Genomic DNA, 26,715 nt, shown 5'->3' on the forward strand with positions numbered 1-26,715 from the left:
CGATTGTTCCAATGTTTACGTGTGGTTTATTTCTTTCAAATTTTGCTTTAGCCATTATTAATCCTCCTAATAATTAGTTTTTCTTTTTATCTCCAACTACTTCTTCTGCAATTGATTGAGGTACTTCTTCGTAATGATCAAATTGCATTGAGTAGTTTGCCCTTCCTTGTGTGTTTGAACGAAGGCTAGTTGCGTAACCAAACATTTCTGCTAGTGGTACATAAGCTGTAACGATTTGAGCTCCAGCTACAAGTTCCATACCTTCCATTCTTCCTCGTCTTGAGTTGATATCTCCAATTACATCTCCCATGTATTCTTCAGGAGTTGTAACTTCAACCTTCATCATAGGTTCAAGAAGTACTGGGTCTGCTTTTGCAAGAGCATCTCTAACTGCCATAGAACCGGCAATCTTAAATGCCATTTCAGAAGAGTCGACTTCGTGATAAGAACCATCATAAAGAGTTACCTTAACATCAAGTACTTCGTATCCACCGATAATACCTGATTGAAGTGCTTCTTCAATACCTTGTTGAGTTGGTCCAATAAATTCCTTAGGAATAGCACCACCGACAATGGCATTTTCAAATACAAAACCTTCACCTGGTTTATTAGGTTCAATTCTAATCTTAGCGTGACCATATTGTCCACGACCACCAGATTGACGAGCGTATTTAGCTTCGCCTTCAGCTGCCTTCTTAATACCTTCTCTATAAGAAACTTGAGGGTTACCAATGTTTGCCTCAACCTTAAATTCTCTTAAAAGTCTATCAACAATTATGTCAAGGTGAAGTTCACCCATTCCTGCGATAATTGTTTGACCAGTTTCATCATCAGTATATGTTCTGAAAGTTGGATCTTCTTCAGCAAGTTTTGCTAAGGCAAGAGCCATCTTATCTTGAGATGCTTTAGTCTTTGGTTCAATTGCTACAGAGATAACTGGTTCTGGGAATTCCATGTTTTCAAGAATAACTTGATTCTTTTCATCACAAAGAGTATCACCAGTAGTAGTGTCTTTAAGACCTACAGCTGCAGCGATTTCACCTGCATGGATTTCATCGATTTCTTGTCTCTTGTTAGCGTGCATTTGAAGAATTCTTCCGACTCTTTCTCTTTTGCCCTTAGTTGAGTTCATTACATAAGAACCAGCTTGAAGAACTCCAGAGTAAACTCTAAAGTATGCAAGTTTACCAACATATGGGTCAGTTACAATTTTAAATGCAAGTGCTGAGAAAGGTTCATCGTCTGAAGAGTGTCTTTGAACTTCATTTCCATCTAAGTCAACACCATCAATTGAAGGTACATCAATTGGAGATGGAAGATAATCAATTATTGCATCAAGAAGAAGTTGAACTCCCTTGTTCTTGTAAGAAGAACCACAAGATACTGGAGTGATCTCTACTGCAAGAGTACCCTTTCTTATTGCTTTCTTAAGAAGTTCTTTATCGATTTCTTCTCCTTCAAGATAAGCCATCATTAAATCTTCATCAAATTCAGAAGCTTTTTCAATTAATTTATCTCTATATTCATTTGCCTTGTCTAAATATTCTTCAGGAACATCAGTAATTTCGATTTCCTTACCAAGTTCATCCTTGTAAATTTCTGCCTTCATTTCAACAAGGTCAATCATTCCAATGAAAGTATCTTCTGCTCCCATTGGGATTTGAATTGGAATTGGGTTACCATGTAATTTCTTGTCAATAGTATCAACTGATCTAAAGAAATCAGCACCAGTAACGTCCATCTTGTTAATATGAGCAATTCTTGGAACATGATACTTGTCTGCTTGTCTCCAAACAGTTTCAGATTGAGGTTCTACACCACTTTTTGCATCAAAAAGTGCAACAGCACCATCAAGTACTCTTAGAGATCTTTCAACTTCAACTGTGAAGTCAACGTGTCCCGGAGTATCGATAATGTTAAGTCTGTAGCCCTTCCAGTGTGCTGTAGTAGCTGCAGAAGTAATTGTGATACCTCTTTCTTGTTCTTGTTCCATCCAGTCCATTTGTGCTGCGCCTTCGTGAGTTTCACCGATTTTGTGAATCTTACCAGCGTAGAAAAGAATACGTTCAGTAGTAGTAGTCTTTCCAGCATCAATATGGGCCATAATACCAATATTTCTATATTTCTCTAATGGTATTTCGCGAGCCATAAATTCCTCCCCTTATTACCATCTATAGTGAGCAAAGGCCTTGTTAGCTTCTGCTGTTCTATGCATTTCATCTTTTCTCTTAACGCTTCCGCCTAGTCCGTTAGATGCATCAAGGATTTCTTTTGCAAGTCTTTCGTGCATTGTCTTTTCGCCTCTAGCTCTTGCATATCTAACTAACCATCTAAGTCCTAGTGTTTGGCGTCTTTCCGGTCTAACTTCCATTGGAACTTGGTAAGTAGCACCGCCTATTCTTCTTCCCTTTACTTCAAGTACAGGCATTACATTATTAAGTGCCTTGTAAAATACTTCAAGTGCGTCTTCTCCAGTTTGTTCTGCAATTGTTTCAAGTGCTCCATAAACAATTCTTTGAGCAGTACCTTTTTTACCGTCAAGCATAACATTGTTTATAAGCTTAGTGATAACTACATCACTATACATTGGATCAGCCATAACTTCACGTTTTTGGATATGTCCTTTTCTTGGCATAACTTCCCTCCTTAACTATTTTTCAGTCGATTCATTGGTACTCAGGTTGAGCCCGTAAGCCAAAAATCTATAAATTTTCGTAAAAAATTCTATCAATTTTTAGGTTTCTTAGTACCATATTTAGATCTAGATTGCTTTCTATCAGTTACTCCAGCTGTATCAAGAGTACCTCTTACAATATGGTATCTAACACCTGGTAAATCCTTAACTCTTCCACCACGGATTAAAACAACACTGTGTTCTTGTAGGTTGTGTCCGATTCCTGGAATGTAAGCCATAACTTCGTATCCATTTGTCAAACGAACTCTGGCAACTTTTCTAAGAGCTGAATTCGGTTTCTTAGGTGTTACTGTTCTTACTGCAACACATACTCCTCTTTTTTGTGGAGAATTAACTTCAGTTTCAACTTTTTTAAGTGTGTCATAGTTTACATCAAGAGCTGGTGATTTAGATTTACTGTGAATTTTCTTTCTACCATTTCTTACTAATTGGTTAATTGTAGGCATTAATTGCACCTCCTGTTTTAATAATAGTATCAGACATTTCAAAGACTACCCAGTCTTAGGTAGTCTTTCCGTCTCAAATACTCATCAATTTTATCATTACAAAGCCATTAAGTCAACAAAAAATATGATAAATTAGCTAATTCATCATATTTTTTAAAATTATTTTTATTTTTTTGAAATTTTTTCTAAAATTTAGCTTAATCTACCAAGATAAAAATCAAATCTATTAATATTTATAAAGTTATAAGCTATAAGTCCTACAAAAATTAATACATATAAAATTTGTAAAATTATAAAAGTTTTTCTGTAAGTGTCCTCTTCAACAAAAATTTTAGATAGTGATTTTTTTGATAGATAGTAGCTGAGCCACAATATAACTAGCACAAAGCATGACAAAACTATTAAAAATTCATTTTTTGCGAAGGAATTGATTTTATGACCATCTTCAAGGGTCATAAAGAATATTAGTTGATAAATTATAAGAATAGCTTGTACAATAATCGTCGTTATTTTATAAAGTCTTGGGTCGTCTTTGTACTTGTCTTTCAAAATATCTTCTGTGAAAGTTCTGTAAACAAAATATGCCACAAGACCAAAAACTGCTAAATAGATATATAGCTTATTTTGACTGAAAACAATGCCAACCCAAAAAGACACCATAGTAAAAGCATATATATAGTTTTCCACTATAGTGCTACTTTCAGTTTCTATTCCTCTTTTTTCTTTATATCTATAAGTTAATGGAATTATTGAAGATATAAGTATGGCTGGTATAAAAAATAATAAAATTAATGATTCCATGATTCCTCTCCTGATATTTCTTGAAGATTTTCTCTTTCTAGATAAAAATCAAAGCGGTTGATGTTTTTTATATTATAGGCACTTCCTAAAGCCAATATTAAAATCAAAATAATTTCTGAAAGAATAAAAACCCTTCTCCAAACATCTCTTTCAAATAAAATACTTTTTAAAACTCTCAGGTTTAAAATAATTTTAATATAGGTTAAAAAAAGAGTTGAAATTATTAAAATTTTTCGAAAGTCACTTTTATTGTATCCAAAAATAATATCCCCATTTTTTAATTTTAAAAAGCTAAGGCTTGCTATTAATATAAAAGATATGGAAATAAATAAAACCCTCCACTTAGGCTCATTTTTATTTTCCAATAACTTCTTTCCCCTTTTGCTCTCTGTGTAAAGTTTATAAATAACCCAAATCACAAAATAAACAAAGGCGCTGACAAGAATTGTAAGCCCAAGATTTTGACAAACTTTAAAATAATATTCTAAGATTAAAAAATTTGTTATTAGGAAGGAATATATTATGTCATTCTCAGAATCTTTTTCTTCTTTCTTATTTTCTCTTATGTAATCAAAAGTGACTAAGGCTGACGCAAAAATTGCCACTAATACATATGTTGATAAGTCGCTCATTAAATCACCTCAAAAATCTTTTATTAATAAATAAAAACTTTTCCTTCTTAATTTATTATAGCACCCCCACCATAAATTTTTAAAGGAGTTTCCTTTTATCCTCTTTGCATAAAAAAAGTAGGCTGACTAATCAACCTACTTAAAATTTATTTTTATATTTTTTATTCTTCTTCTGCTACAGGTTCAAGTTCAACTTTTACATCTTCTTGTGTTATTACTTCAGAGTCTTCAAGGATATTGTAATCTTCCTTTAGGCTTTCGTCGATTCCAATTTGTACCTTGGAATTTATACGAGCGCCTGTACCTGCTGGTATAAGTTGTCCGATTATAATATTTTCCTTTAAGCCTTCAAGCATATCTTCCTTGCCCTTTATAGCTGCATCTGTAAGAACTCTAGTTGTTTCTTGGAAGGATGCTGCTGATAGGAAGGAATCTGTTGCAAGAGATGCCTTTGTAATTCCAAGAAGATTTACTTTTGCAATTGCTGGCTCCTTGCCTTCTTCCTTTGCTTTCTTATTTGCTTCTTTGTAGTCAACTACATTAACAAGTGAGCCTGGAAGTAAGTCTGTGTCTCCTGCTTCTTCGATTTTGCACTTTGATAGCATTTGTCTAACTATTATTTCAATGTGCTTGTCGTTAATGTCTACACCTTGAAGTCTGTAAACTCTTTGAACTTCCTTAACGATGTATTCTTGTACACCCTTTTCGCCTTTTACTCTTAGTAAATCTTGTGGATATACAGAACCTTGTGTAAGTTCGTCCCCTGCTTCAACTTCATCGCCTGCTTTAACTTTAAGTCTTGATCCGTAGACGATGTTGTAGGAGTCAACTGTTCCATCTTCTGCAGTTATAAGAACTTCTCTCTTCTTGTTTGTTTCTTTAATGTCAACAAGACCGCCTCTTTCTGCAATTACTGCAAGTCCCTTTGGCTTTCTTGCTTCGAAAAGTTCTTCAACTCTTGGAAGACCTTGTGTGATATCTGCTGCTGCAGCTACACCACCAGTGTGGAAAGTTCTCATTGTAAGTTGTGTACCCGGTTCACCTATGGATTGAGCAGCAATTACACCAACTGCTTCTCCAATGCCAATGTGAGAACCTGTTGCTAGGTTTCTGCCGTAGCAGTGGGCACATACTCCATGTTTAGCCTTACATCCAAGAACTGATCTTACCTTAACTTCTTCTATGCCAAGTGATTCAATTAAAACTGCGTCATCATCAGAGATAACTTCATTTGCCTTAACAATAACTTCTCCACTTTCTGGATTTATTATATCTTCGAAAGAATATCTTCCTTCGATTCTGTCAGCAAGGGATTCAATTAATTCCTTGCCATCTTTAAAGGCTCTTGCTACTAAATATTCATCAGTTTCACAATCTTCTTCAGATACAATTACTTGTTGTGAAACATCTACAAGTCTTCTTGTCAAATATCCAGAGTCGGCAGTTCTTAGTGCTGTATCGGCAAGTCCCTTTCTGGAACCATGGGCTGACATGTAAAATTCAAGTACAGAAAGACCTTCTCTAAAGTTTGAAGTGATTGGAACTTCTATTGTTCTACCTGAAGGTGATGCCATAAGTCCACGCATACCTGCAAGTTGTCTGATTTGGTTCTTTGAACCTCTGGCTCCTGAATCTGCCATTATATAGATGTTGTTTAGGGCATCAAAGCCGTCCATTACATCGTCAGTCAAGTCATCAGTTGCCTTGTTCCAAATTTCAATTACCTTTTCATATCTTTCTTCGTCAGAAATAAGACCCTTTCTAAAGGCTTTTTCGTATTTAGCAACTTCTTTTTCTGCATTAGCTAAAAGTTCTGGCTTAGTGTCAGGAATCTCAACGTCACCCATTGAAATAGATACAGCTCCAATAGTTGAGTAGTGGTAGCCTGTAGCCTTGATGTTGTCAAGTAGCTCAGCAGTTTTTATATTTCCATGTTTTTTGTAAGTTTTTTCAATTATTTTGCCAAGAAGTTTTTTATCTACAACTTGGTCTATTTCAAGAGAATATTTGTCTTCATCTCTGTTTACAAAACCTAGGTCTTGTGGGATAAATTCATTTACAATAAATCTACCAACAGTTGATGGGACAATTTTACCTCTCTTGTCATTTTCATCAGCATATCTTCTAACAGATACATGAGATTGTAGGTGTAAAAATCCTGATTCATAAGCGTGGAACATTTCATCATAGTTTCTGTAAATTGAGCCATCGCCCTTTAATTTATCTTTTCTATCAAGAGTTAGATAATAGGAACCAAGAACCATATCTTGAGTAGGAGTAGTAATTGGCTTACCATCCTTTAGTGCCAAGATATTATTTGTTGAAAGCATTAGTAGTCTTGCTTCAGCTTGTGCTTCTGTTGATAGTGGCAAATGGACAGCCATTTGGTCACCGTCAAAGTCGGCATTATAGGCTGTACAAGAAAGTGGGTGAAGCTTAATAGCCTTACCTTCTACTAGGACTGGTTCAAAGGCTTGAATACCAAGTCTGTGAAGTGTCGGTGCACGGTTAAGAAGAACTGGATGGTCCTTAATAACATCTTCAAGTACATCCCAAACTTCGTCCTTTCCTCTTTCAACCATTCTCTTTGCTGACTTAATATTGTAAGTTAATTCTCTTTTTACAAGTTCTCTCATTACGAAAGGCTTGAATAGTTCAAGAGCCATGTTCTTTGGAAGACCACATTGGTAGAATTTAAGATCTGGTCCAACTACGATTACAGAACGACCAGAGTAGTCAACTCTCTTACCAAGTAAGTTTTGACGGAAACGACCTTGTTTACCCTTTAACATTTCTGATAGAGACTTAAGTGGTCTGTTGCCAGGACCAGTTACAGGTCTTCCTCGTCTTCCGTTATCTATAAGAGCATCAACAGATTCTTGTAACATTCTCTTTTCATTTCTAACGATAATGTCTGGAGCGTTGATGTCCATTAACTTTTTAAGTCTATTATTTCTATTTACAATTCTTCTATATAAATCATTTAAGTCACTTGTTGCAAATCTGCCACCGTCAAGTTGTACCATCGGTCTTAAATCTGGTGGGATTACAGGGATTGCATCAAGTATCATCCATTCAGGTTTGTTGTCTGATTGGATAAAGGCATCTATTACTTCAAGTCTTCTTGTGATTCTAATTTTCTTTTGTCCAGTTGCATCTTGAAGTTCTTCTTGAAGTTCATCATTTTCCTTTTGTAAATCAACTTTTACAAGAAGGTCTCTAATTGCTTCTGCACCCATCTTGGCAGTAAACTTGTCGCCATATTCTTTTTTGAACTCTCTATATTCAATTTCTGAAAGAAGTTGTTTTTCATAAAGAGTTGTTTCGCCTGGTTCAACATAAGTTACAACATAAGATGCAAAGTAAAGAACTTTTTCAAGAGCTCTAGGGCTCATGTCTAGCACAAGACCCATTCTTGAAGGTATGCCCTTAAAGTACCAAATATGTGATACTGGAGCAGCAAGTTCAATATGACCCATTCTTTCACGACGAACCTTAGCCTTTGTGACTTCAACGCCACATTTTTCGCAGACTACTCCCTTGTATCTTACTCTTTTATATTTTCCACAGGAACATTCCCAATCCTTAGTAGGTCCAAATATTTTTTCGCAAAATAGACCTTCCTTTTCAGGTTTTAATGTCCTGTAATTTATAGTTTCCGGTTTTTTTACTTCGCCATAAGACCATGATCTGATCTTTTGTGGTGAAGCAAGTCCAATTTTTATTGAATGGAATAATTCATGTTCGCTCAAGGAGCACTTCTCCTTTCCTATTAATTAAAATAACTAATTAATCTTCAGCTTCATCGGATTCATCAAAATCGTCTTCTTCGCCATCTTCATCTTCAAAGAAGTGACTGTTTTCAAAAGACTCAACTTCATCATTGGAAATTGTTCTGATGCCAATATTTGCAGTTCCTGTGTGTTCAATAAGTTCCTTTATTTCGTCATCTGTTTCTGTATTTTTGTCGTCAATGTTGTCAATCTTTGTTAGTTCATCTTCATCAACTTCAAGGTCAACTTCATTTCCGTTTTCATCAAGTACTTGAATTTCAAGAGCAAGTGCTTGTAATTCCTTTATTAAAACTTTAAAGGATTCAGGAACTCCTGGTTGTGGAATATTTTCGCCCTTAACAATTGCTTCGTAAGTCTTAACACGACCAACAATATCGTCAGACTTAACTGTAAGCATTTCTTGAAGAGTATGGCTGGCACCATAAGCTTCTAGAGCCCAAACTTCCATTTCTCCAAATCTTTGTCCACCAAATTGTGCCTTACCTCCAAGAGGTTGTTGTGTAACAAGTGAGTAAGGTCCAGTAGAACGAGCGTGGATCTTTTCATCAACTAAATGGTGAAGTTTTAACATATACATGTAACCAACAGTTACAGGGTGGTCAAATTCTTCTCCAGTTCTACCATCTCTTAGTTGAATCTTTCCATCTCTAGAATATCCAGCTTCTTCAAGTGTATCGAAAATGTCATTTTCATTGGCACCGTCAAATACTGGAGTGGCAACATGCCATCCTAGTTTCTTGGCAGCAAGTCCCAAGTGAACTTCAAGAACTTGTCCAAGGTTCATACGAGAAGGAACCCCTAGTGGGTTAAGAACAATTTGGATAGGTGTACCGTCTGGCATGTAAGGCATATCTTCCTTAGGCATTACCCTAGAAATAACCCCCTTATTACCGTGACGACCACACATCTTATCTCCAACTTGAATTTTTCTCTTTGTAGCGACAAAAACTCTTACCATTTCATTTACGCCTGGTTGAAGTTCATCGCCTTCTGATCTATTAAAAGTCTTTACATCCACAACAATACCATGTTCACCATGAGGAAGTCTAAGGGAAGTATCTCTTACTTCTCTTGCCTTTTCTCCAAAGATTGAACGAAGAAGTCTTTCTTCTGCAGAAAGTTCAGTTTCACCCTTTGGAGTTACCTTGCCAACAAGGATGTCTCCTGGCTTAACTTCTGCACCAATTCTTATAATTCCTCTTTCGTCAAGGTCCTTTAACATGTCTTCGCCAACATTTGGAATATCTCTTGTGATTTCTTCAGGTCCAAGTTTTGTATCTCTTGCTTCAGATTCATATTCTTCAATGTGAAGTGAAGTTAGTACATCGTCAATTACAAGTTCTTGACTTACAAGCATAGCATCTTCGTAGTTGTATCCTTCCCAGTTCATAAAGGCTATTAGGATATTTTTACCAAGAGCCATTTCACCTTGGTCTGTACTTGGTCCATCGGCAATGATTTCGCCAGCTTCTACAGAGTCGCCAGCATTAACAATTGGTCTTTGGTTAATAGTAGTGCCTTGGTTTCCGCCCATGAATTTGTGTAATTTATAAGTGTCAATGCCCTTGTCAAATTCTCTTTCAATTTCTATGTGTACGGCATCAACTTTTTTAACTCTACCCTTGTTTTTAGCAACTACTACAACGCCTGAGTCCTTAGCAGCTCTATATTCAATACCAGTTCCAACAACAGGAGCTTCAGTTTTTAATAGAGGTACTGCTTGACGCTGCATGTTAGCACCCATTAGGGCTCTGTTGGCGTCGTCGTTTTCCAAGAAAGGAATCATTGAAGTACCAACTGCAACTATTTGTTGAGGTGAAACGTCCATGTAATTTACATCTTTAATGTCAAATATATCGGCATTACCACCATGACCTCTGGCTGCAATTCTGTCTTCAACGAATTTATTATTTTCATCAAGCCTTTCGTCAGCTTGAGCTATGATTTGTTCGTACTCTACATCGGCTGTTAGATAATCAATTTGGTCAGTTACAACTCCGTCAACAACTTTTCTATAAGGTGTTTCGATGAAACCATATTCGTTAATTCTTGCGTAAGTTGTAAGTGATGTTATAAGTCCAATGTTTGGACCTTCTGGTGTCTCAATAGGACACATTCTTCCATAGTGTGAGTTATGGACGTCACGCACTTCAAATCCAGCTCTATCTCTGCTTAACCCACCAGGTCCAAGTGCAGATAACCTTCTCTTGTGTGTTAATTCTGATAGAGGATTGTTTTGGTCCATAAATTGTGAAAGTTGTGAAGAGCCAAAAAATTCTTTTATGGCAGCTGTCACAGGTCTAATATTTATTAGTGATTGTGGTGTAGTTGCGTCAACATCTTGTACTGTCATCCTTTCACGGATAACTCTTTCCATTCTTGAAATACCAATTCTAAATTGGTTTTGAAGAAGTTCTCCAACGGATCTTATTCTTCTATTTCCAAGGTGGTCGATGTCGTCAACTGAGCCAATATTATTCATAAGTCCAAATTCATAATTAATTCCTGCGATAATATCGTCAATTAAAATATGTTTTGGAGAAAGTTCTTTGTGAGCTTTTACAAGTTCATCTTTGAATTTTTCTGTATCTTCTGAATATTCTTCGTAAAGTTGGTCAAAAAGTGGTCTATAAACTTTTTCTTTAAAGCCAAGTTCTTCCATGTCGAAGTCAAGTTCATAAGCATCAACAAAAGTAAAGTTATTTCCTATTACTATTGTCTTATCTGTTGCGTGTTCAAAGTTTTCGTCAGTCTTTATAAGAACTTGGTTTACACCAGCTGCTTCAATTTTTTCAGCCTTAGCCCTAGTGAGAAGTTCTCCTTCTTCAGCTAAGATTTCACCAGTCATTGGGTCGATTATGTCTTCTGCAGGAATATTGTTTTCTATTCTTGCGCTGATGCCCAACTTTTTGTTGAATTTATATCTTCCAACCTTGGCAAGATCATATCTTCTGTCGTCAAAAAACATATTTTCAAAAAGTGACTGTGCTGAATCAATTGTAGGTGGTTCACCTGGTCTTAACTTTTTATAAATTTCAAGTAAAGCTTCATTTTTATTAGTAGTAGTATCTTTTTCTAGTGTCTTTAAAAGTGCTTCACTTTCGCCAAGAACATCAATTATTTCTTGGTTAGACTCAACTCCCAATGCTCTTAAAAGAACAGTGATAGGAAGTTTTCTAGTTCTGTCAATTCTTACATTAATTACGCCTTGAGCATCAGTTTCGAATTCAAGCCAAGCTCCTCTATTTGGAATAAGTGTTGCCGAATAGATTTTTTTGCCTGTCTTGTCTCTTTCTTCTTTGTAATATGCTCCTGGACTTCTTACAAGTTGTGAAACTACTACTCTCTCTGCTCCGTTAATTACAAAAGTTCCAGTAGGTGTCATAAGAGGAAGGTCGCCCATAAAGACTTCTTGTTCCTTAACTTCTCCCGTTTCACTGTTGATAAGTCTTACCTTTGCCTTTAATGGCGCAGAGTAATTAGTGTCTCTTTGTTTAGATTCGTCAATATCATATTTTATCTCATCAGATAAATGATAATCGACAAACTCCAAAATTAAATTACCTGAGTAATCCTCGATAGGAGATACATCATCAAATACTTCCTTTAACCCTTCTTCAATTAACCATTTGTATGAAGAAGTCTGCACGTCAAGGAGATTTGGTAGTGACATAACTTCGTCTACACGAGAAAAACTCATTCTCTCACGTTTCCCATATTTAACAGGATGTACCATTAATTTTCTCACCCTAGCCTTTCAAATGAGTGTATCAAATTAGAGTACAAATCACCACTCTAATTATTATTATGCAAATAGGTATTTTATCATTTTTTGACATAACTTGCAAGCTTTAAAACAAAAAAAATCCTGCCCTTTGGCAGAATCTTTTTTTAAAGTCTTATATAAGCGTAACCTTCGTTTTGGAGCCTTACTATTTTTGTAATAACCAAATCTTCTACTTTGATTTCAGCAGGAATTAATTCTTTTGAAAGACGATTTTCTTCCAAGGCTTTCTTTCCAATAGTTATGTTTACTTTTGGATTGCCAAGTACACCATGGAAATCAACTCCAGAATATCTGTTGAAAAGTGATGCAGCTTTTGCCATTGCAATGATTTCAACTTGTATATCATCAAAATTGTCTAGTAAATCTCTAACATTAGATAATACAGCTTCCCATTTGTCCGCTTCAACTACATGAAAAATTACCTTCATATATATCACTCCTTATTAACTAATATTTTACACTATTAAAGAGGAAAATAAAAGGCAAATTCCTATTTTAGCTATTTCTTAAATATTAATTTCAAAAGCTCTCTTATCTCGTCAACCCTAAAGGCGATTAATAAAACAAGGTAAATTAAGCCTGCAATAATTATAGAAATAAGAAGAGATAAATTTATTCCAAAGCTTTTTATTAAAATATTGTAGAAAAATTTTGAGCCAAGTGCCATGACAGCTGATGCCACAGTTATTTTTATGACATTTGTAAAAAGTTTCTTGTTAAATACATTTCCAATTAATTTAATTGATGAAAGGTAAAGGGCAAGGGCTCCAACTAAAAAAGAAATTGAAGTTGCAAGAGCAATTCCCCTTATCCCCATTAGTTTTGAAAGTAAAAGGGCAAGGACGACATTAATTCCTACTATTAATACAGAATTTATAACAGGAGTTTTGTTATCGCCAAGAGAATAAAAAACTCTTGAAATAATTTCACGGACTCCAATACCAATTACACCAAAGGCAAAGAAGGATAAAACTGTGGCAGTAATCCTTGCGTCATCAACAGAAAATTCTCCCCCCACAAATAAAAGATTTACAATTGGAAAGGAAAAAATGTATAGACCAAAGGCTGCAGGCACAACAAGTAGTAGCATATTTGAAAGTCCTTCTGAAAGGGCAGACTTTAAGTTTACATAGTCCTTTTTTGATCCAAAGTTGGCAAGCTTAGGATAAGTTGCAGTTATAATTGATGTGACAACTATACCAGTTACAAAACTTTGAAGCTTATAGGCGTAATTTAAAATAGAAATTCCGCCAGCGTAGGCTCCCGATGCAAGGGAACGAGAAATCATAAAGTTAATTTCAATTGCAGAAGTAGAAATTAAAATTGGAAGGATTGAGACGAACATTGCCTTCATGTCTTCATTGAAGTCAACTTTTAGGCTGTGTCTGTAGCCAAGTTTTTTAATTGGCAAAATAAAAATTCCATATTGCAAAACAAAGGCAAGTAAAATTCCTATTGCAAGATAATTTATGCCAAGATTTCTTGATATTGCCATTGCCCCAATTAAAATCACATTCATTAAGATTGAATGAAGGACTGAAGTTATAAATTTTTCATGAATTTGTAGATAGGCCTTAAAAATTGAGCTCACAGCCGTAACTGCTATGGAGAGCATGGCAACTCTTGAAACAAAAATTGCCGTCTCAAGCTTTTCGCCTTCGAAACCTTCAGCCATTAACTTTACAAGAGGTCTTGCAAAAATAATAGAAAGAATAGTCACAATCACAAACACAATTAAAATAATATTGGAAAGATTGGCAGTAAAGAGGTCTGCTCTTTTCTTGTCCTCTCTCTCCCTTATCTTGTCATACATGGGTATGTAGCCATTGGCAACAGCACCGCTAATGACATTGGTAAAGGTCATGGGAAGTTGGAAGGCAATTAGAAAAATATCTGCCACCATGCCAACGCCAAAAAAGTATGCCAGGGCCTTTTCCCTCAAAAGTCCAAAGATTTTTGAGACAATTGTAATCACCATTAATATATATGAAGTCTTCATCATTTCTCCTTTAAATAAAAAACTCGGGTTTAACCCCAAGTAATTATATATTTATTTAATTTTATTTACAAGTTTCACTTATCTTTTGAAAATTTATTTTTCACTTTCCAATAAAAAATCAATAATATTTTTGTGGACAATGCCTCTTTGAGAAAAATCAAGTTTATCCATGGAAAGAACATATTTTGGATAATTGTCTGCAACTAAATCATAAACTCCAAACTCCCTCTTTCTAGTTTTTTCATTCTCCATTAAATAGGCAATTTGAAAATAAGAGATCTCCTCGCCTTTTTTTGCCACAAAATCTATTTCTCTGTCCTTAACTTTTCCAATTTTCACATGGTAACCTCGTGACAGAAGTTCAATGTAGACAATATTTTCTAAGGTTTTCTCGATGTCTTTCACATTAGAAAATCCCATGGACTGTCTAAAACCATGATCCGTCAAATAATATTTTTCATCAACTTTTAAAAGTTTTTTGCCTCCTAAATCGTATCTTGGAACTTTTTTTAACACAAAGGCCTTGTTGCAATATTCCAAATAATTTAAAACAGTGTCAACGGAAATATTTCTATTTTCGCTCTTCAAATAATTTCTTATAGCAGATGCAGAAAAGTTTGCGCCAATATTTTGCATGGCAAAGCTTAAAATTCTATTAAAAATATCCACATCTCTTATATTGTTGTAATTTAAAACATCTTTTACAAGGACTGTGTTATAAATGTCGTTTAAGTATTTTTGCGAAACTTCTTCCTCCAGATTAAAATATTTTAAGCCTGGCATCCCGCCAATTTTTATGAATTTTTGAAATAATTCCTCTTGACTTAAATTTGAGCTTCTATAAATTTCTGAAAATTCATCAAAAGTAAAGGGTTGAATTTCAAATTCTACATATCTACCGGCAAGAAGTGTGGCTAAGTCACCAGAAATTAATTTTGAATTAGATCCTGTAATGTAAATGTCGCAGTCTAAAGAAGCTCTAAGTCCATTTATGACCTTCTCCCAATCCTTAACTAATTGAATTTCATCAAAGAAAAAATAAACCCTTCCCTTTTTGTCCTTCAATTTTTCATCTAAATATTCTTTTAATAAATTGGCATCCTTAATATCAAAAAATTCAAAGGATTCAAAATTCATATAAATTTTATTTTCATCAGGCACATCTTTTAAGACCTGGTCTTTAATAATATTTAAAATTGTAGATTTTCCAACCCGCCTCATGCCAGTTAAAATTTTTACTATGGGCTTGTCAATAAATTTTTTTATTTTTTCAATGTACTTGTCTCTAAAAATATAATCCATTTAAATCCCTCCTTTAGTTTCGATTATACTCGAAAGGAAATTATTTTTCAAATCATTTTCGATTATAATCGAAATTTTCTGCTATTTTTGATTTATTTCTAGTATAGTCGAAATCGTAAAAATTTATTAAATAAAAAAGTGATGCTAAAAATAAAATTAATTATCCCTAACATCACTTAAAATAAATTATATTAAACTGTTAATAAACATAATGAGCGGAAATATTATAATTAATAAAAAATTTAATACTCCAAAGAAAACTGACTTTTCTTTTACTGCAAATACAAGACCAATAAGTCCTATGATCCTTAAGATAAATAAACTAGTAAGACCAGTTGGCCTTAAATTTGTAAACTCAGCAAGAAAATCTACTGGGAGTAAATATGAAATTATAAAAACCAAAACTCCTGTGACAAATAAATACTTGCTAAAGCTTTTTTTCATAAATACCTCCTAGTCAAATCCTCTTATCAAATCAATGGGATCAATCTTTAAAATATTTTTTAAAGATAAATTGTAGATTAGTATATTTATACCATAAATCAAAATGGCAAAAGCAATGAAGTACTTATATTCAAAATAAGATAATAAAATTTTCATATCCATCGTTGGCGAAATTTTTGCAATTATTAATAAAGCAGCAAAGCTTACTGCTAAAACTATTGCTAGAGATTTGATTTCTTCTAATATAAAGTCTCTTGTATATTTATATTTTAGCTCTTCCTCATCTATTCCACAAGAAATTAAAGATCCAATTTCTTTTTTTCTTGCCATTAAACTTAAATTAATAGAAGAATATCCATTAGTTACATTTAAAATAAAAATTATACTTGCAATAGAAATTATCATAAGGCCAAAAGTTTTTACATCTTTCATGCGATTTGCTTCTACATCTTTGCTTGTAGTTAAATTATAAGTTTCATTGTAAGCAATGGATGAATCTAATCTCTCTTTAACTTCATTCTTTATATCGTCTAACTTATTTTCATCAACTTGCATTGATAGTTCGTAGGTGTTTCTTTTCAAGTCATTGTTGTTTCTTAAATAATATTTATTCCATTCATCTAAGAGTTTAAGGTATGTGTCAAAGTCAACATATAAATACACATAGAATGGTAACCTTCTCTGCCTAAAGTCCTTTGTGTCATCAATTAATTTATCTACTTTGATTGAATAATTGTAATCTTTCTCTTCTGTTATAGAGTAGTTTAAACTATTTATATTTTTAAAATATTTTGTTGTCTCTGATCCATCAATAGGTGCATTTGGATTGACTTGGACCCTATTTAATAGCAAAACTTCTCCCTTTTTACCACCTATTTTTTCAAAAGTTTGATCATCTAAAGCCGTAATAATTCCATCTAGATAAAAATCTTCGCCATTATCATAATATTTACGCATTTTTTCATCTAAATTAAGAGATCTAAACTCATCTGAATAATTTTGCTCCTTACTAAGAGAAATATATTTTTCAGTTGAAAGAAAGGCTCTGTCATTTTCTGTAGTATTCATTATATCTTTTAAGACATTTGGAATTCCTGCTTCATTTGAATGGATTAGTATATTAATATTCGTATTATAAGTGTAAGTATTCTTCAGCCTATTGTACTTTGCCATAGAGAAAACTATCAAAAAAATTGAGACAATTATCATTCCAATTGCAGAAATATATCTTTGAGAAGAAATAGTTTTTAAATTATTTATCTTTAATTCCTTCCAAATTTCTTTATTTCTCTTTAGTTTTATACTTTTGTCATTAAAGTTACCCTTTATACCATCAATTATATTTATCCTTGCGATTTTTTTAGCTGGAGCAAATATTGCTATGAAAATTATAAAAAAGCAAATAAATAAAACTACAAAGGAAAGCCTTGGTGAGAATTCTATATACTTGTACTTTTCCTCTTCCTCTACAATTTTTTGAAGGCCAAGATAGAGGAGGTTGATTCCCCCATATCCGAAAATATGTCCCAAAACTATTGGTAAAAATGAAATTTTTAATCCATCTTTTAAAAGCAATTTATAAATTTGATAATCTGTTGACCCAATAGACTTGTACATTGAAACTTCTCTTATCTTTCTTAGACCCCAAACTGTAAAAATGTTTTTTACAAAAAATATAAAAATAAGGATTGTAGCAAAAATTAAAAGAGAGTCTACAATTATCTGCCTATTTTGTTGTAAAAGACTTCCGTCAACATTATAGTAATCTTTCATTATCTCGCTAAATTCAAGTTCTACTTTATCTTTATTCAAGGCAGATGCAAGATCTTTTTCTAAATTATCTTTATTATTGTAGGCTTTTCTAAAATTATCGAATCTTACAAAGCTATTGGTCTTTGCATCCTTTCCAATGACAGTAGAAGCATAAAAAATCTTCATATTCTCATTGTAAAGATTTCTTGTGATACCACTTATTACATATTCTTTGCTATTTTTTCTTGCAAATTCTTCATCCTTAGTAACACTGGAAACTGGCTTTATAATTTTTCCATCAACTAATCTATTCCCAAATTCTACTTTTACCTTATCGCCAATTTTTAAATTTTCTTTTTTTGCAAGACTTTTTGGTATGGTAATTTCGTTATCCTTTGCGGCAAAACTTCCCTCTTTTAACATATTATCTTCTAACATTTTGTTAAAACCCAGGTCTGTATAATTTATCACTAAGACATTTTGAGATAGCTTGGCAGAATCATTTTCTACTGCAACTTCTCCCACTTCTTTAATGTTTTTTATTTCTTTTAATTTACTTGAGTCACCAGAAACTGTATCAGGCATAATTTTAGCATCATAAATTGATCTGTTCCTAAAATATTCATAATCGAACTTATTATTTACATATCCAAAGTAAAGGCAAAATGTAAAGAAAATTGCAGTTATAAAAAGTGAAAGTGAGATTGAGAGATTCTTCTTATTCATTTCTTTCATCTCCCACTACTTTTCCATCCACTATTGTTATTACTCTTTCTGCCTCTAGGGCTATGGACTCATCATGGGTGATTACAATAATTGTCTGTTTTAAAGTCCTATTAAAATATTTTAAAATTTCAATTATTTCTCTTGAATTTTCTCTGTCTAAGTTTCCTGTTGGCTCATCAGCAAGTACAAGTGACGGAGAATAGATAAGACTCCTTGCTATGGCAACCCTTTGTTGCTGACCACCTGATAGTTCACTTGGAAAAGAATCTAACTTATTTTCTATTCCTAGCTTTCTAACTGTATCTAATAGGGCCTTCTCATTGATTTTTCTCTTATCTAGCTTTAAAGGTAACTCAATGTTATGCCTAACTGTTAAATTGGGAATCAAATTATAAAATTGATAAATTAAACCAACTTTTCTCCTTCTAAAAAGAGCCAATTCTTTTGAAGAATATTTTGAAATATCATTGCCATCTATAAATATTTTTCCAGAACTTGGATTGTCAACTCCACCCAACAAGTGAAGTAGAGTTGACTTGCCTGATCCACTTGGTCCAACAATTGCAATAAATTCTCCTTTTTCTATTTTTAAATTAACATCATCAATTGCCCTTACAAGATTTTCTCCACTTCCATAAGTTTTTGATAAATTTTCAGTTCTAACAATTTCCATATGTACCTCCCTCTATTTGTCTAAATAATAAAGGGTTAAAATGACTTTTAAGTGACATTGTAAAATTTAATTTTAAAAATCGCACCATCATTGCCATTTTTTACAGATATATCTCCATTGTTCGCCTCAATAATTGATTTTGCCATAGCAAGGCCTATGCCAAAGCCCTTAGAGTCAGGACTCTTGTAAAATCTTTCAAATATTTTTTTGAAGTTTTCTTCTTTAATACCTCCGCCGTCATCTTCAATTATTATCTCTGTGTAAATCGGATTTTTATTTGTAGAAATTTTAATTTTTGTAAGTCTATCAAGGCTTAAGGCATTCTTAATAATATTTATTAGGGCTTCAGAGATCCAATAGTAATCGACTTTTATCTCAGAGTCCTCATAATCAAATATAATTTTAATGTTTTTTTCATCAATACTTTTTCTTAAAATATCTAAGGCGTATTCAATTATTTCTGAAATTAAAACTTCATTTTTTTCCATTTTATCTACATTTGCATCAAGACTAGATAGCTTTAATAAAATATCAGCAAGAGAATTAAGCCTTTCCAGTTGAAGCTCAAGGCCTTCAATTTCTTTTTTATTGTCCTCATCCTTATCGATCATCTCCAAATCAAAAAACATTGAAGTAATTGGGGTCTTTATTTGATGAGCAATATCTTCTAGGTTTTGTGTTTGCTTTTTTGAGTTTTTTTCTACTAATTCTCTAGCTTCAACAAGTTCTATAAATATCTTATAAATTTTATCTTCAAGGATTGAAAACTCATCTTGCACCATGGGAATCGAATAATTTTTTTCTCCCAGCCTATCTATTAAATTCTCAAGTTCTTTTATTCTCTTTTTCTCTCTTGTTTTCAAAAAATAATATAGAGCAAATAAACTCACAAAGTAAAATAAATAAATCATCAGTCCATCCTATAACCTATTCCACGGATTGTTTTAATAATATCTCTGTCACTTTTATCTCTAATTCTTTTTATAGTGGCAGTTAGTGTATTGTCATTGACAAACTTTTCTCTTCTATCCCAAAATCTCTCTAATAAAAAATCTCGAGTAAAAATTCTATTGGGATTATTTATAAATAAATTCATAACTTCAAATTCTAGCGCTGTTAAATCAAGTTTCTCATCTTTATAATAAAAACATCCTTCATTTTTATTTAGGCTTAGATCTTTAAAGCTAATAAAATCATCTTTTACAAGAGCAGTCCTTAGAGTCTTGTCAATCCTTGCTCTTAAAATAGCTAGTTTAAAAGGCTTAGTAATATAATCATCAGCTCCATTGTCAAGAGCTCTCACGATAAATTTTTCATCGTTTTTTACCGTAGTTATTATTACTCTAACATTATTTTCTCTTAAAGTATTCAACAAACCGATTCCATCATTATCGGGCAAATTTATGTCTAAGATCGCCAAGTCAAAAGAATTGTTTATTTTTATCTTTGCTTCTTCAAAGTTTTTACAAGTTTCTACTTCAAAATCATTTTTTGACAAGTAAGACTCAATGCCACTTGATAAAATTTCATCGTCTTCTATTAAAATTATTTTTTTCATTTAATCACCAACACAATCTTGTAAACAAATTCTATCACACTTTAGTTTTAAAAAGAATTCCTAATCATCTTGGTTTCTTTTAAGTCTTCCCAAACAAAAAAGCACCGACCTTTGCCAGTGCTTGTGTTTTAAAAATTTTATTCTGTAAATTCTTTCGGATCAATTTCTACTAAATTTATGCTGCCCCTTGATATTATTTTCATGTCGCCTGTTAGCTGGTAGATCCAATTTGATATAAAGGGCTCGTGGGAGACAAAGATGTAATTGTCATCTTTATCTAAAGTTTTTAAGATATCTTTTATTCTTCCCCCGGCAAGGTAGTCCTTCACTTCATAAGTTGAGTCCAGGTGCTTTGCCAAAATTTCTGCAGTTTCCTTTGCCCTTTCAAGAGGTGAGGAATAAATTTTAAAGGATCTTTTGTCTTTTAAATTTTTTGCAAAGGCCTTAAAGCTTTCCTCTAATTTTTTCTTGCCTAAGGTCGTGAGCTTTCTCTTGAAGTCGTCATCTGCATAAATTTCTGCCTCGCCATGTCTTATAAAATAGATTTTCATTTTAAATTGAAGAAGGCATCAAAGCCAGGATAAATTGCAAGGTCGCCTAGTTCATCTTCTATGCGAAGAAGCTCGTTATACTTTGCAACTCTCTCAGATCTTGCTGGTGCACCAGTTTTAATAAAACCAGCATTTGTTGCAACAGCTAAATCAGCAATTGTTGAGTCTTCGCTTTCTCCTGACCTGTGAGAAATAATCGCTGTGTAATTGTGTCTCTTCGCAAGTTCAATTGCATCAAGAGTTTCTGTAATTGTTCCAATTTGATTTAATTTTATTAAAATTGAATTTGCAGATTTCTTTTCAATTCCTTCTTGAAGTCTCTTAGTATTTGTTACGAAAAAGTCGTCGCCAACTAATTGAACCTTGTCACCAATAAGTTCTGTCAAGTGCTTCCAACCTTCCCAATCGTCTTCTGCTAGTCCATCTTCAATTGAATAAATTGGATATTCATTTACAAGTTCTTGGTAGAATTTTGAAAGTTCTTCTGATGTAAGTTCACGACCTTCACCTGCAAGGACATATTTTTTCTTGTCCTCATCATAAAATTCTGAAGCTGCTGCATCAATTGCAAGGACAATGTCCTTACCTGGCTCATAACCTGCTGCCTTTACTGCTTCAAGTATGCAGTCGAAGGCTTTTTTATTTGATTCAAGATTTGGTGCAAAGCCACCTTCGTCGCCAACTCCAGTGGAAAGTCCCTTGTCCTTTAAAACTTTTTTAAGGGCATGATAAACTTCTGCACCCATTCTTAGTGCTTCCTTAAAAGTTTCTGCTCCAATTGGCATAATCATAAATTCTTGAATGTCTACATTGTTGTCAGCGTGCTCGCCACCATTTATTATATTCATCATTGGGATTGGCATAGTCTTTGCATTTACTCCACCAAGGTATTGGTAAAGTGGAAGTCCAGCTTCATTAGCAGCAGCCCTTGCAACTGCAATAGATACTCCAAGAATTGCGTTGGCGCCAAGTTCTCCCTTGTTTTCTGTGCCATCAAGCTCTATTAACATTTTGTCAATGCCAAGTTGGTCAAAAACATCAAAACAAATTAATTCTTCGGCAATTCTTTCATTTACATTTGCAACTGCCCTTTCAACGCCCTTGCCATTATATCTTTCTTCTCCGTCACGAAGTTCAACAGCTTCGTGAACACCAGTTGAAGCACCACTTGGCACAATGGCAGAGCCAGAGCCACCATTTAGTGTGCCAACTTCTACTTCAACTGTTGGATTTCCCCTTGAATCAAGGACTTCTCTCGCATAAACATAATCAATTAAACTCATAATTCCTCCTAATTAATAATTTATAAATTTAAAATAAACTTTTACCAGTCATAAGTTCTGGCTTTTCAATTCCCATAATCTTTAAAATTGTTGGCGATAAGTCGCAAAGTGCACCGCCACTTCTAAGTTTTGCATCATTATTGAAAAGGAAAACTGGCACAGGATTTGTAGTGTGACTTGTGACAGGCTTGCCCTCCTCATCAATCATGCATTCACAATTTCCATGGTCAGCTGTAATTATTGCCACGCCATCTTTTTCCTTTAGGACCTTTAAGATTCTGCCTAGGTTTCTATCAACTGTCTCCACAGCTTTTATGGCTGCCTTTAAGTCGCCAGTGTGACCAACCATGTCTGTGTTTGCAAAATTTAAAATTATGGCGCCGTACTTGTCTTCCCTTAATTTTTCAATTACAGCATCTGTCACTTCATTGGCAGACATCTCCGGCTTTAAGTCATAAGTTGCTACCTTTGGCGAAGGAATGAGAACTCTGTCCTCTCCCTCAAAGGGCTTTTCCCGTCCGCCATTAAAGAAAAATGTTACATGGGCATACTTTTCTGTCTCGGCAATTCTAAGTTGCTTGATTTTATTTTTTTCTAAGATTTCTCCCAAAGTATCCTTTGGTATCTCGTCCTTAAAGGCAACAAATTTATTTTTTATATTTTTGTCGTAGTCTGTCATTGTAACAAGAGTTGTGTCTATTTTTTCCCTCTCAAATCCCTTAAAGTCATCGTCAACTAGGGCTCTTGTAATTTGTCTAACCCTATCAGGTCTAAAGTTAAAAATTATAATAGAGTCCCCATCTTCTATTTCAGAATTTTTTACAAATTTTGCAGGAAGTAAAAATTCATCAGTGATGTCCTTGTCGTAGGAAGATTTTATATAAGATAAAATATCTTCATCTACAAAATCTCCATCACTTGTCAAGTTGTCGTAATATTTTTTTGTCCTTTCCCATCTGTTGTCACGATCCATGGCATAATATCTGCCAGAAATTGTGGCAATTTTTCCCTTGCCAATTTTTTTGATTTCATCCTGTAGCTCTTTTATGTCATCTATAGCAGCGTGAGGCGAAACATCACGACCGTCTGTAATTGCGTGGATATAAGTTTTTTCCATGCCTTCATCTGCCATTAGCTTTATAAGAGCCAAGAGGTGGTCAAAATGTGAGTGCACTCCGCCCTTGGAAACAAGTCCTATTAAATGAATTTTTGAATCCTTCTTTTTTGCATTGTCAATGGCTCTTTTAAATTCAGGATTTTTGAAAAATTCGCCTGACTTTATGGCTTCAGTAATTTTTGTAAGATTTTGATAAATTACCCTGCCTGCTCCAATATTTAAGTGACCAACTTCAGAGTTTCCCATTTGTCCATGAGGAAGGCCAACATATTCTTCGCTGGCATAGATTTCTGTGTGAGAACAAGTTTTATAAAGTTCATCAAGAGTTGGCGTTTTGGCAAGCTTAACAGCATTGCCAACTTGGCTTTCTCTTATGCCAAAGCCATCTAAGATTATTAACATTGTTGGCTTCATAGGCTTTCACCAGCTTTTATAATTTCAATAAAACCTTCTGGGTCAAGGCTCGCTCCACCAACGAGAACTCCGTCAATATTTTTTTGGGACAAAATTTCTCTGGCATTGGAAGGTTTTACCGATCCACCGTATAAAATTCTAATTTTTTCAGAAATTTCTCCGTAATTTTTGTTAATTATTTGGCGAATTTCCCTGCACATCTTCTCTGCATCTTCAGCTGAGCAAGTTTTGCCAGTGCCAATTGCCCAGATTGGCTCATAGGCAATTGTAATATTTTCAATATTTTCAATTCCCTCAAGGGATTTTAAGAGTTCATCCTTTACGAAATCTACTTCTTTATTCTCAACTTTTACTTCAAGAGCTTCGCCAAGGCAAAGTATTACATGAAAACCATCTGCAAGAGCTTTTTTCACCTTTGCATTTACAATTTCATTGGATTCAAAAAATTTTTCTCGCCTTTCAGAGTGACCGATGATGACATTTTCTACTCCAATGTCCTTTAACATAGAAGTTGAAACTTCGCCAGTGTAGGCACCATGGTCAAACTGAGAAAGGTTTTGCGCACTTACTTCAATTTTTTTATTTAAATTTTTTCTAAAACTTTCAAGAGAAACAAAAGATGGAGCAAGAAGGACATCTACATTTTTAAATTCAAATTCATTTATTTTTTCTGCAAAATCTCTTGCTTCAGATGAAGTCTTGTTCATCTTCCAGTTTCCACAAATATATTTTCTTCTCATGCTTCTTCAACTGCCTCAATGCCAGGAAGTTTTTTGCCTTCAAGCATTTCAAGACTTGCACCGCCACCAGTGGATATGTGAGTTAGTTTATCAGCAACTCCTGCTTTTTCAACTGCAGCAACAGAATCTCCGCCGCCAACAATTACTATGGCATCAAGACCTGCCAAAATTTTTGCAAGTTCAATAGTTCCGTGAGAAAATTCTTCAATTTCAAAAACTCCACAAGGACCATTTAATACTACTGTATTTGCCTTTTCAAGAGCTGCCTTTATTTCTTCTAGGCTTTCACGACCAATATCAAGAATCATGTCATCTTCTGCCACATCTTCAACATCCTTTAAAGTTCCCTTTGCATTTTCAGAAAGTTCTGGAGCAACAATTACATCTCTTGGAAGAATTAATTCCACATGATTTTCAATTGCCTTAGCCATAATTTCTCTTGCAAGATCTAATTTGTCATCTTCCACAAGAGATTTACCAACTTCAAGACCCTTGGACTTTAAGAAAGTATTTGCCATGGCGCCAACAATTACAAGAGTGTCAACTTTTTCTAATAGATTTTCAATTACGCCAATTTTGTCAGAAACCTTTGAGCCGCCAAGAATTGCAGCAAAGGGTTTTTCTGGATTTTTAAGGGCATCTTCAAAATATTTAATTTCCTTTTCAACTAAAAGACCTGCACAAGAAGGCAAAAATTCTGTAACGCCAACATTTGAAGCGTGAGCTCTGTGGGCAGTTCCAAAGGCATCATTTACAAAAATATCTCCAAGGCTTGCAAGTTTTTTTGCAAAGTCAGGGTCATTTTTTTCTTCGCCCTTAACAAATCTTAAATTTTCAAGAAGAGCAATTTCGCCCTTTTTAAGATTTTTAACTTCTTCTATAACTTTTTCGTCAACAACTTCCCTTGAATGGATAAATTTAAGGTCCTTCTTTAAAAGTTCTGAGGCTCTCTTGGCAACGGGAGCAAGAGAAAATTCTTCCTTGTATTCTCCCTTAGGTCTACCTAGGTGACTCATAAGGACAACTTTTGCGCCCTTTTCAGTTAAATATTCAATAGTTGGAATAGCCTTAACTATTCTATCGTCGCCAGTAACCTTGCCATCCTTTAGGGGCACATTAAAGTCAACCCTAACTAGGGCAGTTTTATCATTAAAATCAAAATCTCTAATAGTTTTTTTCACATTACACCTCTTATTTTCGATTTGTACTTAAAATTTAACACTTAAATTATACCATAAAAAGAAAAGAGTTGAAGTTACTAGAAGGGCTTTATAAATATTTATTACTGCTTAATTTATAAAAATTTTCCCTTAATTCTTTTTATAACTTTACTTTCTTTTTTTTGTGATATAATGTGGTAAATCGATAAAAGCGTAGGGCATTTAATTTTTTTTACAATTAAGACTAATAAGAAGGTGTTAAAATGTACTTTAACTTACATAGATATAAAAATGGAGACGAAAAAATTTGTGAAAAGATTTTTATTTAGATTTTTAATGGAGGAGCTTAATTATGAAAATGCAAATAATAAAATTTCTGACCATGATTCAACCTCAATATCTTTTTAACATAATTGAGATTATCCTTTTAATTTTAATTTTTATTAGATTAAAAGAAATATTTAAGGAGATGTGATTTTATGGAAAAATACCAAGCGACTATGACAATCCTAGCAGGCCTTATTCCCTATACCATTTTACATGTGATTAAAATTGTTTTACTGGTTAAAATATTAAATCTCTTAAAACAATTTAAAAAATAAAATAAGCAAAAAAATTGGAACTGAGATAAATTTTTCTCAGTTCCTTTTACTTTTATAAATAAAATTTTTATTAATATAATTTTGATTCTGCTGGAATTTTGTCTTCTAGCATTACAAGATTTAATAGTTCTTCTCCATCATAGTCGCTTCATATTTTCTCTCCTTGTTGATGACCATTACCATAAAAAAATGGTATACAATAAATTTTTACAAACACAATTTATCTCAGCTTTTTTACA

Annotated in this window: 20 protein-coding genes; all 20 read right to left on the reverse strand. The window is 33.7% G+C overall.

What is annotated here, in order from left to right; translation table 11 throughout:
- Window positions 1-73 precede the first annotated feature (73 nt).
- A complete protein-coding gene (gene fusA, locus Q0U74_RS05585; RefSeq protein WP_297393139.1) occupies window positions 74-2,149 on the reverse strand; it encodes an elongation factor G in 2,076 nt (691 codons plus the stop codon).
- Between the two features lie 15 nt (window positions 2,150-2,164).
- Window positions 2,165-2,635 carry a 30S ribosomal protein S7 gene (gene rpsG, locus Q0U74_RS05590; protein WP_019124175.1) on the reverse strand — a complete coding sequence of 157 codons (471 nt, stop codon included), beginning with the start codon at window positions 2,633-2,635 and terminating at the stop codon, window positions 2,165-2,167.
- 92 nt (window positions 2,636-2,727) lie between these two features.
- The gene (gene rpsL / locus Q0U74_RS05595) at window positions 2,728-3,141 is read right to left on the reverse strand and encodes a 30S ribosomal protein S12 (protein WP_019124174.1); all 414 of its coding nucleotides are present in this window, start codon (window positions 3,139-3,141) and stop codon (window positions 2,728-2,730) included.
- A 192-nt stretch (window positions 3,142-3,333) separates the two neighbouring features.
- A complete protein-coding gene (locus Q0U74_RS05600; protein ID WP_297393143.1) occupies window positions 3,334-3,942 on the reverse strand; it encodes a hypothetical protein in 609 nt (202 codons plus the stop codon).
- Entirely contained in the window at window positions 3,930-4,574 is a 645-nt protein-coding gene (locus Q0U74_RS05605; RefSeq protein WP_297393145.1) for a hypothetical protein, read from the reverse strand. The genes Q0U74_RS05600 and Q0U74_RS05605 overlap by 13 nt, the downstream gene beginning before the upstream one ends.
- Window positions 4,575-4,735: 161 nt before the next feature.
- Window positions 4,736-8,326, reverse strand: a complete 3,591-nt coding sequence (rpoC, locus tag Q0U74_RS05610) for a DNA-directed RNA polymerase subunit beta' (RefSeq protein WP_297393147.1) — start codon at window positions 8,324-8,326, stop codon at window positions 4,736-4,738.
- Between the two features lie 37 nt (window positions 8,327-8,363).
- A complete protein-coding gene (locus Q0U74_RS05615) occupies window positions 8,364-12,104 on the reverse strand; it encodes a DNA-directed RNA polymerase subunit beta (RefSeq protein WP_297393149.1) in 3,741 nt (1,246 codons plus the stop codon).
- A gap of 155 nt (window positions 12,105-12,259) precedes the next feature.
- On the reverse strand, window positions 12,260-12,583 hold the full coding sequence (locus Q0U74_RS05620; protein ID WP_019124168.1) for a hypothetical protein: 324 nt from the start codon (window positions 12,581-12,583) through the stop codon (window positions 12,260-12,262).
- Between the two features lie 71 nt (window positions 12,584-12,654).
- Window positions 12,655-14,154 carry a murein biosynthesis integral membrane protein MurJ gene (gene murJ, locus Q0U74_RS05625; protein ID WP_297393152.1) on the reverse strand — a complete coding sequence of 500 codons (1,500 nt, stop codon included), beginning with the start codon at window positions 14,152-14,154 and terminating at the stop codon, window positions 12,655-12,657.
- A 93-nt stretch (window positions 14,155-14,247) separates the two neighbouring features.
- Complete coding sequence (locus Q0U74_RS05630) at window positions 14,248-15,456, reverse strand: ATP-binding protein (RefSeq protein WP_297393154.1); 1,209 nt, start codon at window positions 15,454-15,456, stop codon at window positions 14,248-14,250.
- Window positions 15,457-15,642: 186 nt separating this feature from the next.
- The gene (locus Q0U74_RS05635) at window positions 15,643-15,900 is read right to left on the reverse strand and encodes a hypothetical protein (protein ID WP_297393156.1); all 258 of its coding nucleotides are present in this window, start codon (window positions 15,898-15,900) and stop codon (window positions 15,643-15,645) included.
- A gap of 9 nt (window positions 15,901-15,909) precedes the next feature.
- The gene (locus Q0U74_RS05640) at window positions 15,910-18,378 is read right to left on the reverse strand and encodes an FtsX-like permease family protein (RefSeq protein ID WP_297393158.1); all 2,469 of its coding nucleotides are present in this window, start codon (window positions 18,376-18,378) and stop codon (window positions 15,910-15,912) included.
- Window positions 18,371-19,051 (reverse strand): ABC transporter ATP-binding protein, encoded by a 681-nt coding sequence (locus Q0U74_RS05645; protein ID WP_297393160.1) that lies wholly within the window; start codon window positions 19,049-19,051, stop codon window positions 18,371-18,373. Before Q0U74_RS05645 ends, Q0U74_RS05640 begins: the two co-directional genes overlap by 8 nt.
- 47 nt (window positions 19,052-19,098) lie before the next feature.
- The gene (locus tag Q0U74_RS05650) at window positions 19,099-19,962 is read right to left on the reverse strand and encodes a HAMP domain-containing sensor histidine kinase (protein WP_297393162.1); all 864 of its coding nucleotides are present in this window, start codon (window positions 19,960-19,962) and stop codon (window positions 19,099-19,101) included.
- Window positions 19,962-20,609, reverse strand: coding sequence for a response regulator transcription factor (locus tag Q0U74_RS05655; RefSeq protein ID WP_036731353.1), 648 nt, complete (start codon window positions 20,607-20,609; stop codon window positions 19,962-19,964). Before Q0U74_RS05655 ends, Q0U74_RS05650 begins: the two co-directional genes overlap by 1 nt.
- A gap of 137 nt (window positions 20,610-20,746) precedes the next feature.
- Entirely contained in the window at window positions 20,747-21,160 is a 414-nt protein-coding gene (locus Q0U74_RS05660; RefSeq protein ID WP_070611200.1) for a histidine phosphatase family protein, read from the reverse strand.
- On the reverse strand, window positions 21,157-22,443 hold the full coding sequence (eno, locus tag Q0U74_RS05665; RefSeq protein ID WP_297393166.1) for a phosphopyruvate hydratase: 1,287 nt from the start codon (window positions 22,441-22,443) through the stop codon (window positions 21,157-21,159). The genes Q0U74_RS05660 and eno overlap by 4 nt, the downstream gene beginning before the upstream one ends.
- Window positions 22,444-22,471: 28 nt before the next feature.
- Window positions 22,472-23,974 carry a 2,3-bisphosphoglycerate-independent phosphoglycerate mutase gene (gene gpmI / locus Q0U74_RS05670; protein WP_297393168.1) on the reverse strand — a complete coding sequence of 501 codons (1,503 nt, stop codon included), beginning with the start codon at window positions 23,972-23,974 and terminating at the stop codon, window positions 22,472-22,474.
- Window positions 23,971-24,714 carry a triose-phosphate isomerase gene (gene tpiA, locus Q0U74_RS05675; RefSeq protein ID WP_297393171.1) on the reverse strand — a complete coding sequence of 248 codons (744 nt, stop codon included), beginning with the start codon at window positions 24,712-24,714 and terminating at the stop codon, window positions 23,971-23,973. The genes gpmI and tpiA overlap by 4 nt, the downstream gene beginning before the upstream one ends.
- Complete coding sequence (gene pgk / locus Q0U74_RS05680; protein WP_297393173.1) at window positions 24,711-25,895, reverse strand: phosphoglycerate kinase; 1,185 nt, start codon at window positions 25,893-25,895, stop codon at window positions 24,711-24,713. Before pgk ends, tpiA begins: the two co-directional genes overlap by 4 nt.
- Window positions 25,896-26,715: the final 820 nt, after the last annotated feature.

Source organism: uncultured Peptoniphilus sp., from assembly GCF_946998875.1.
Lineage (GTDB): Bacteria > Bacillota > Clostridia > Tissierellales > Peptoniphilaceae > Peptoniphilus_A.

Coding starts and splice junctions, on each gene's coding strand:
- Q0U74_RS05650 (WP_297393162.1), bottom strand. CDS start 19,962: ATGATTTATTTATTTTACTTTGTGAGTTTATTTGCTCTATATTATTTT.
- murJ (WP_297393152.1), bottom strand. CDS start 14,154: ATGAAGACTTCATATATATTAATGGTGATTACAATTGTCTCAAAAATC.
- tpiA (WP_297393171.1), bottom strand. CDS start 24,714: ATGAGAAGAAAATATATTTGTGGAAACTGGAAGATGAACAAGACTTCA.
- Q0U74_RS05640 (WP_297393158.1), bottom strand. CDS start 18,378: ATGAATAAGAAGAATCTCTCAATCTCACTTTCACTTTTTATAACTGCA.
- Q0U74_RS05630 (WP_297393154.1), bottom strand. CDS start 15,456: ATGGATTATATTTTTAGAGACAAGTACATTGAAAAAATAAAAAAATTT.
- Q0U74_RS05645 (WP_297393160.1), bottom strand. CDS start 19,051: ATGGAAATTGTTAGAACTGAAAATTTATCAAAAACTTATGGAAGTGGA.
- Q0U74_RS05605 (WP_297393145.1), bottom strand. CDS start 4,574: ATGAGCGACTTATCAACATATGTATTAGTGGCAATTTTTGCGTCAGCC.
- fusA (WP_297393139.1), bottom strand. CDS start 2,149: ATGGCTCGCGAAATACCATTAGAGAAATATAGAAATATTGGTATTATG.
- eno (WP_297393166.1), bottom strand. CDS start 22,443: ATGAGTTTAATTGATTATGTTTATGCGAGAGAAGTCCTTGATTCAAGG.
- Q0U74_RS05660 (WP_070611200.1), bottom strand. CDS start 21,160: ATGAAAATCTATTTTATAAGACATGGCGAGGCAGAAATTTATGCAGAT.
- rpsG (WP_019124175.1), bottom strand. CDS start 2,635: ATGCCAAGAAAAGGACATATCCAAAAACGTGAAGTTATGGCTGATCCA.
- Q0U74_RS05635 (WP_297393156.1), bottom strand. CDS start 15,900: ATGAAAAAAAGCTTTAGCAAGTATTTATTTGTCACAGGAGTTTTGGTT.
- Q0U74_RS05655 (WP_036731353.1), bottom strand. CDS start 20,609: ATGAAAAAAATAATTTTAATAGAAGACGATGAAATTTTATCAAGTGGC.
- rpsL (WP_019124174.1), bottom strand. CDS start 3,141: ATGCCTACAATTAACCAATTAGTAAGAAATGGTAGAAAGAAAATTCAC.
- gpmI (WP_297393168.1), bottom strand. CDS start 23,974: ATGAAGCCAACAATGTTAATAATCTTAGATGGCTTTGGCATAAGAGAA.
- Q0U74_RS05620 (WP_019124168.1), bottom strand. CDS start 12,583: ATGAAGGTAATTTTTCATGTAGTTGAAGCGGACAAATGGGAAGCTGTA.
- Q0U74_RS05600 (WP_297393143.1), bottom strand. CDS start 3,942: ATGGAATCATTAATTTTATTATTTTTTATACCAGCCATACTTATATCT.
- Q0U74_RS05615 (WP_297393149.1), bottom strand. CDS start 12,104: ATGGTACATCCTGTTAAATATGGGAAACGTGAGAGAATGAGTTTTTCT.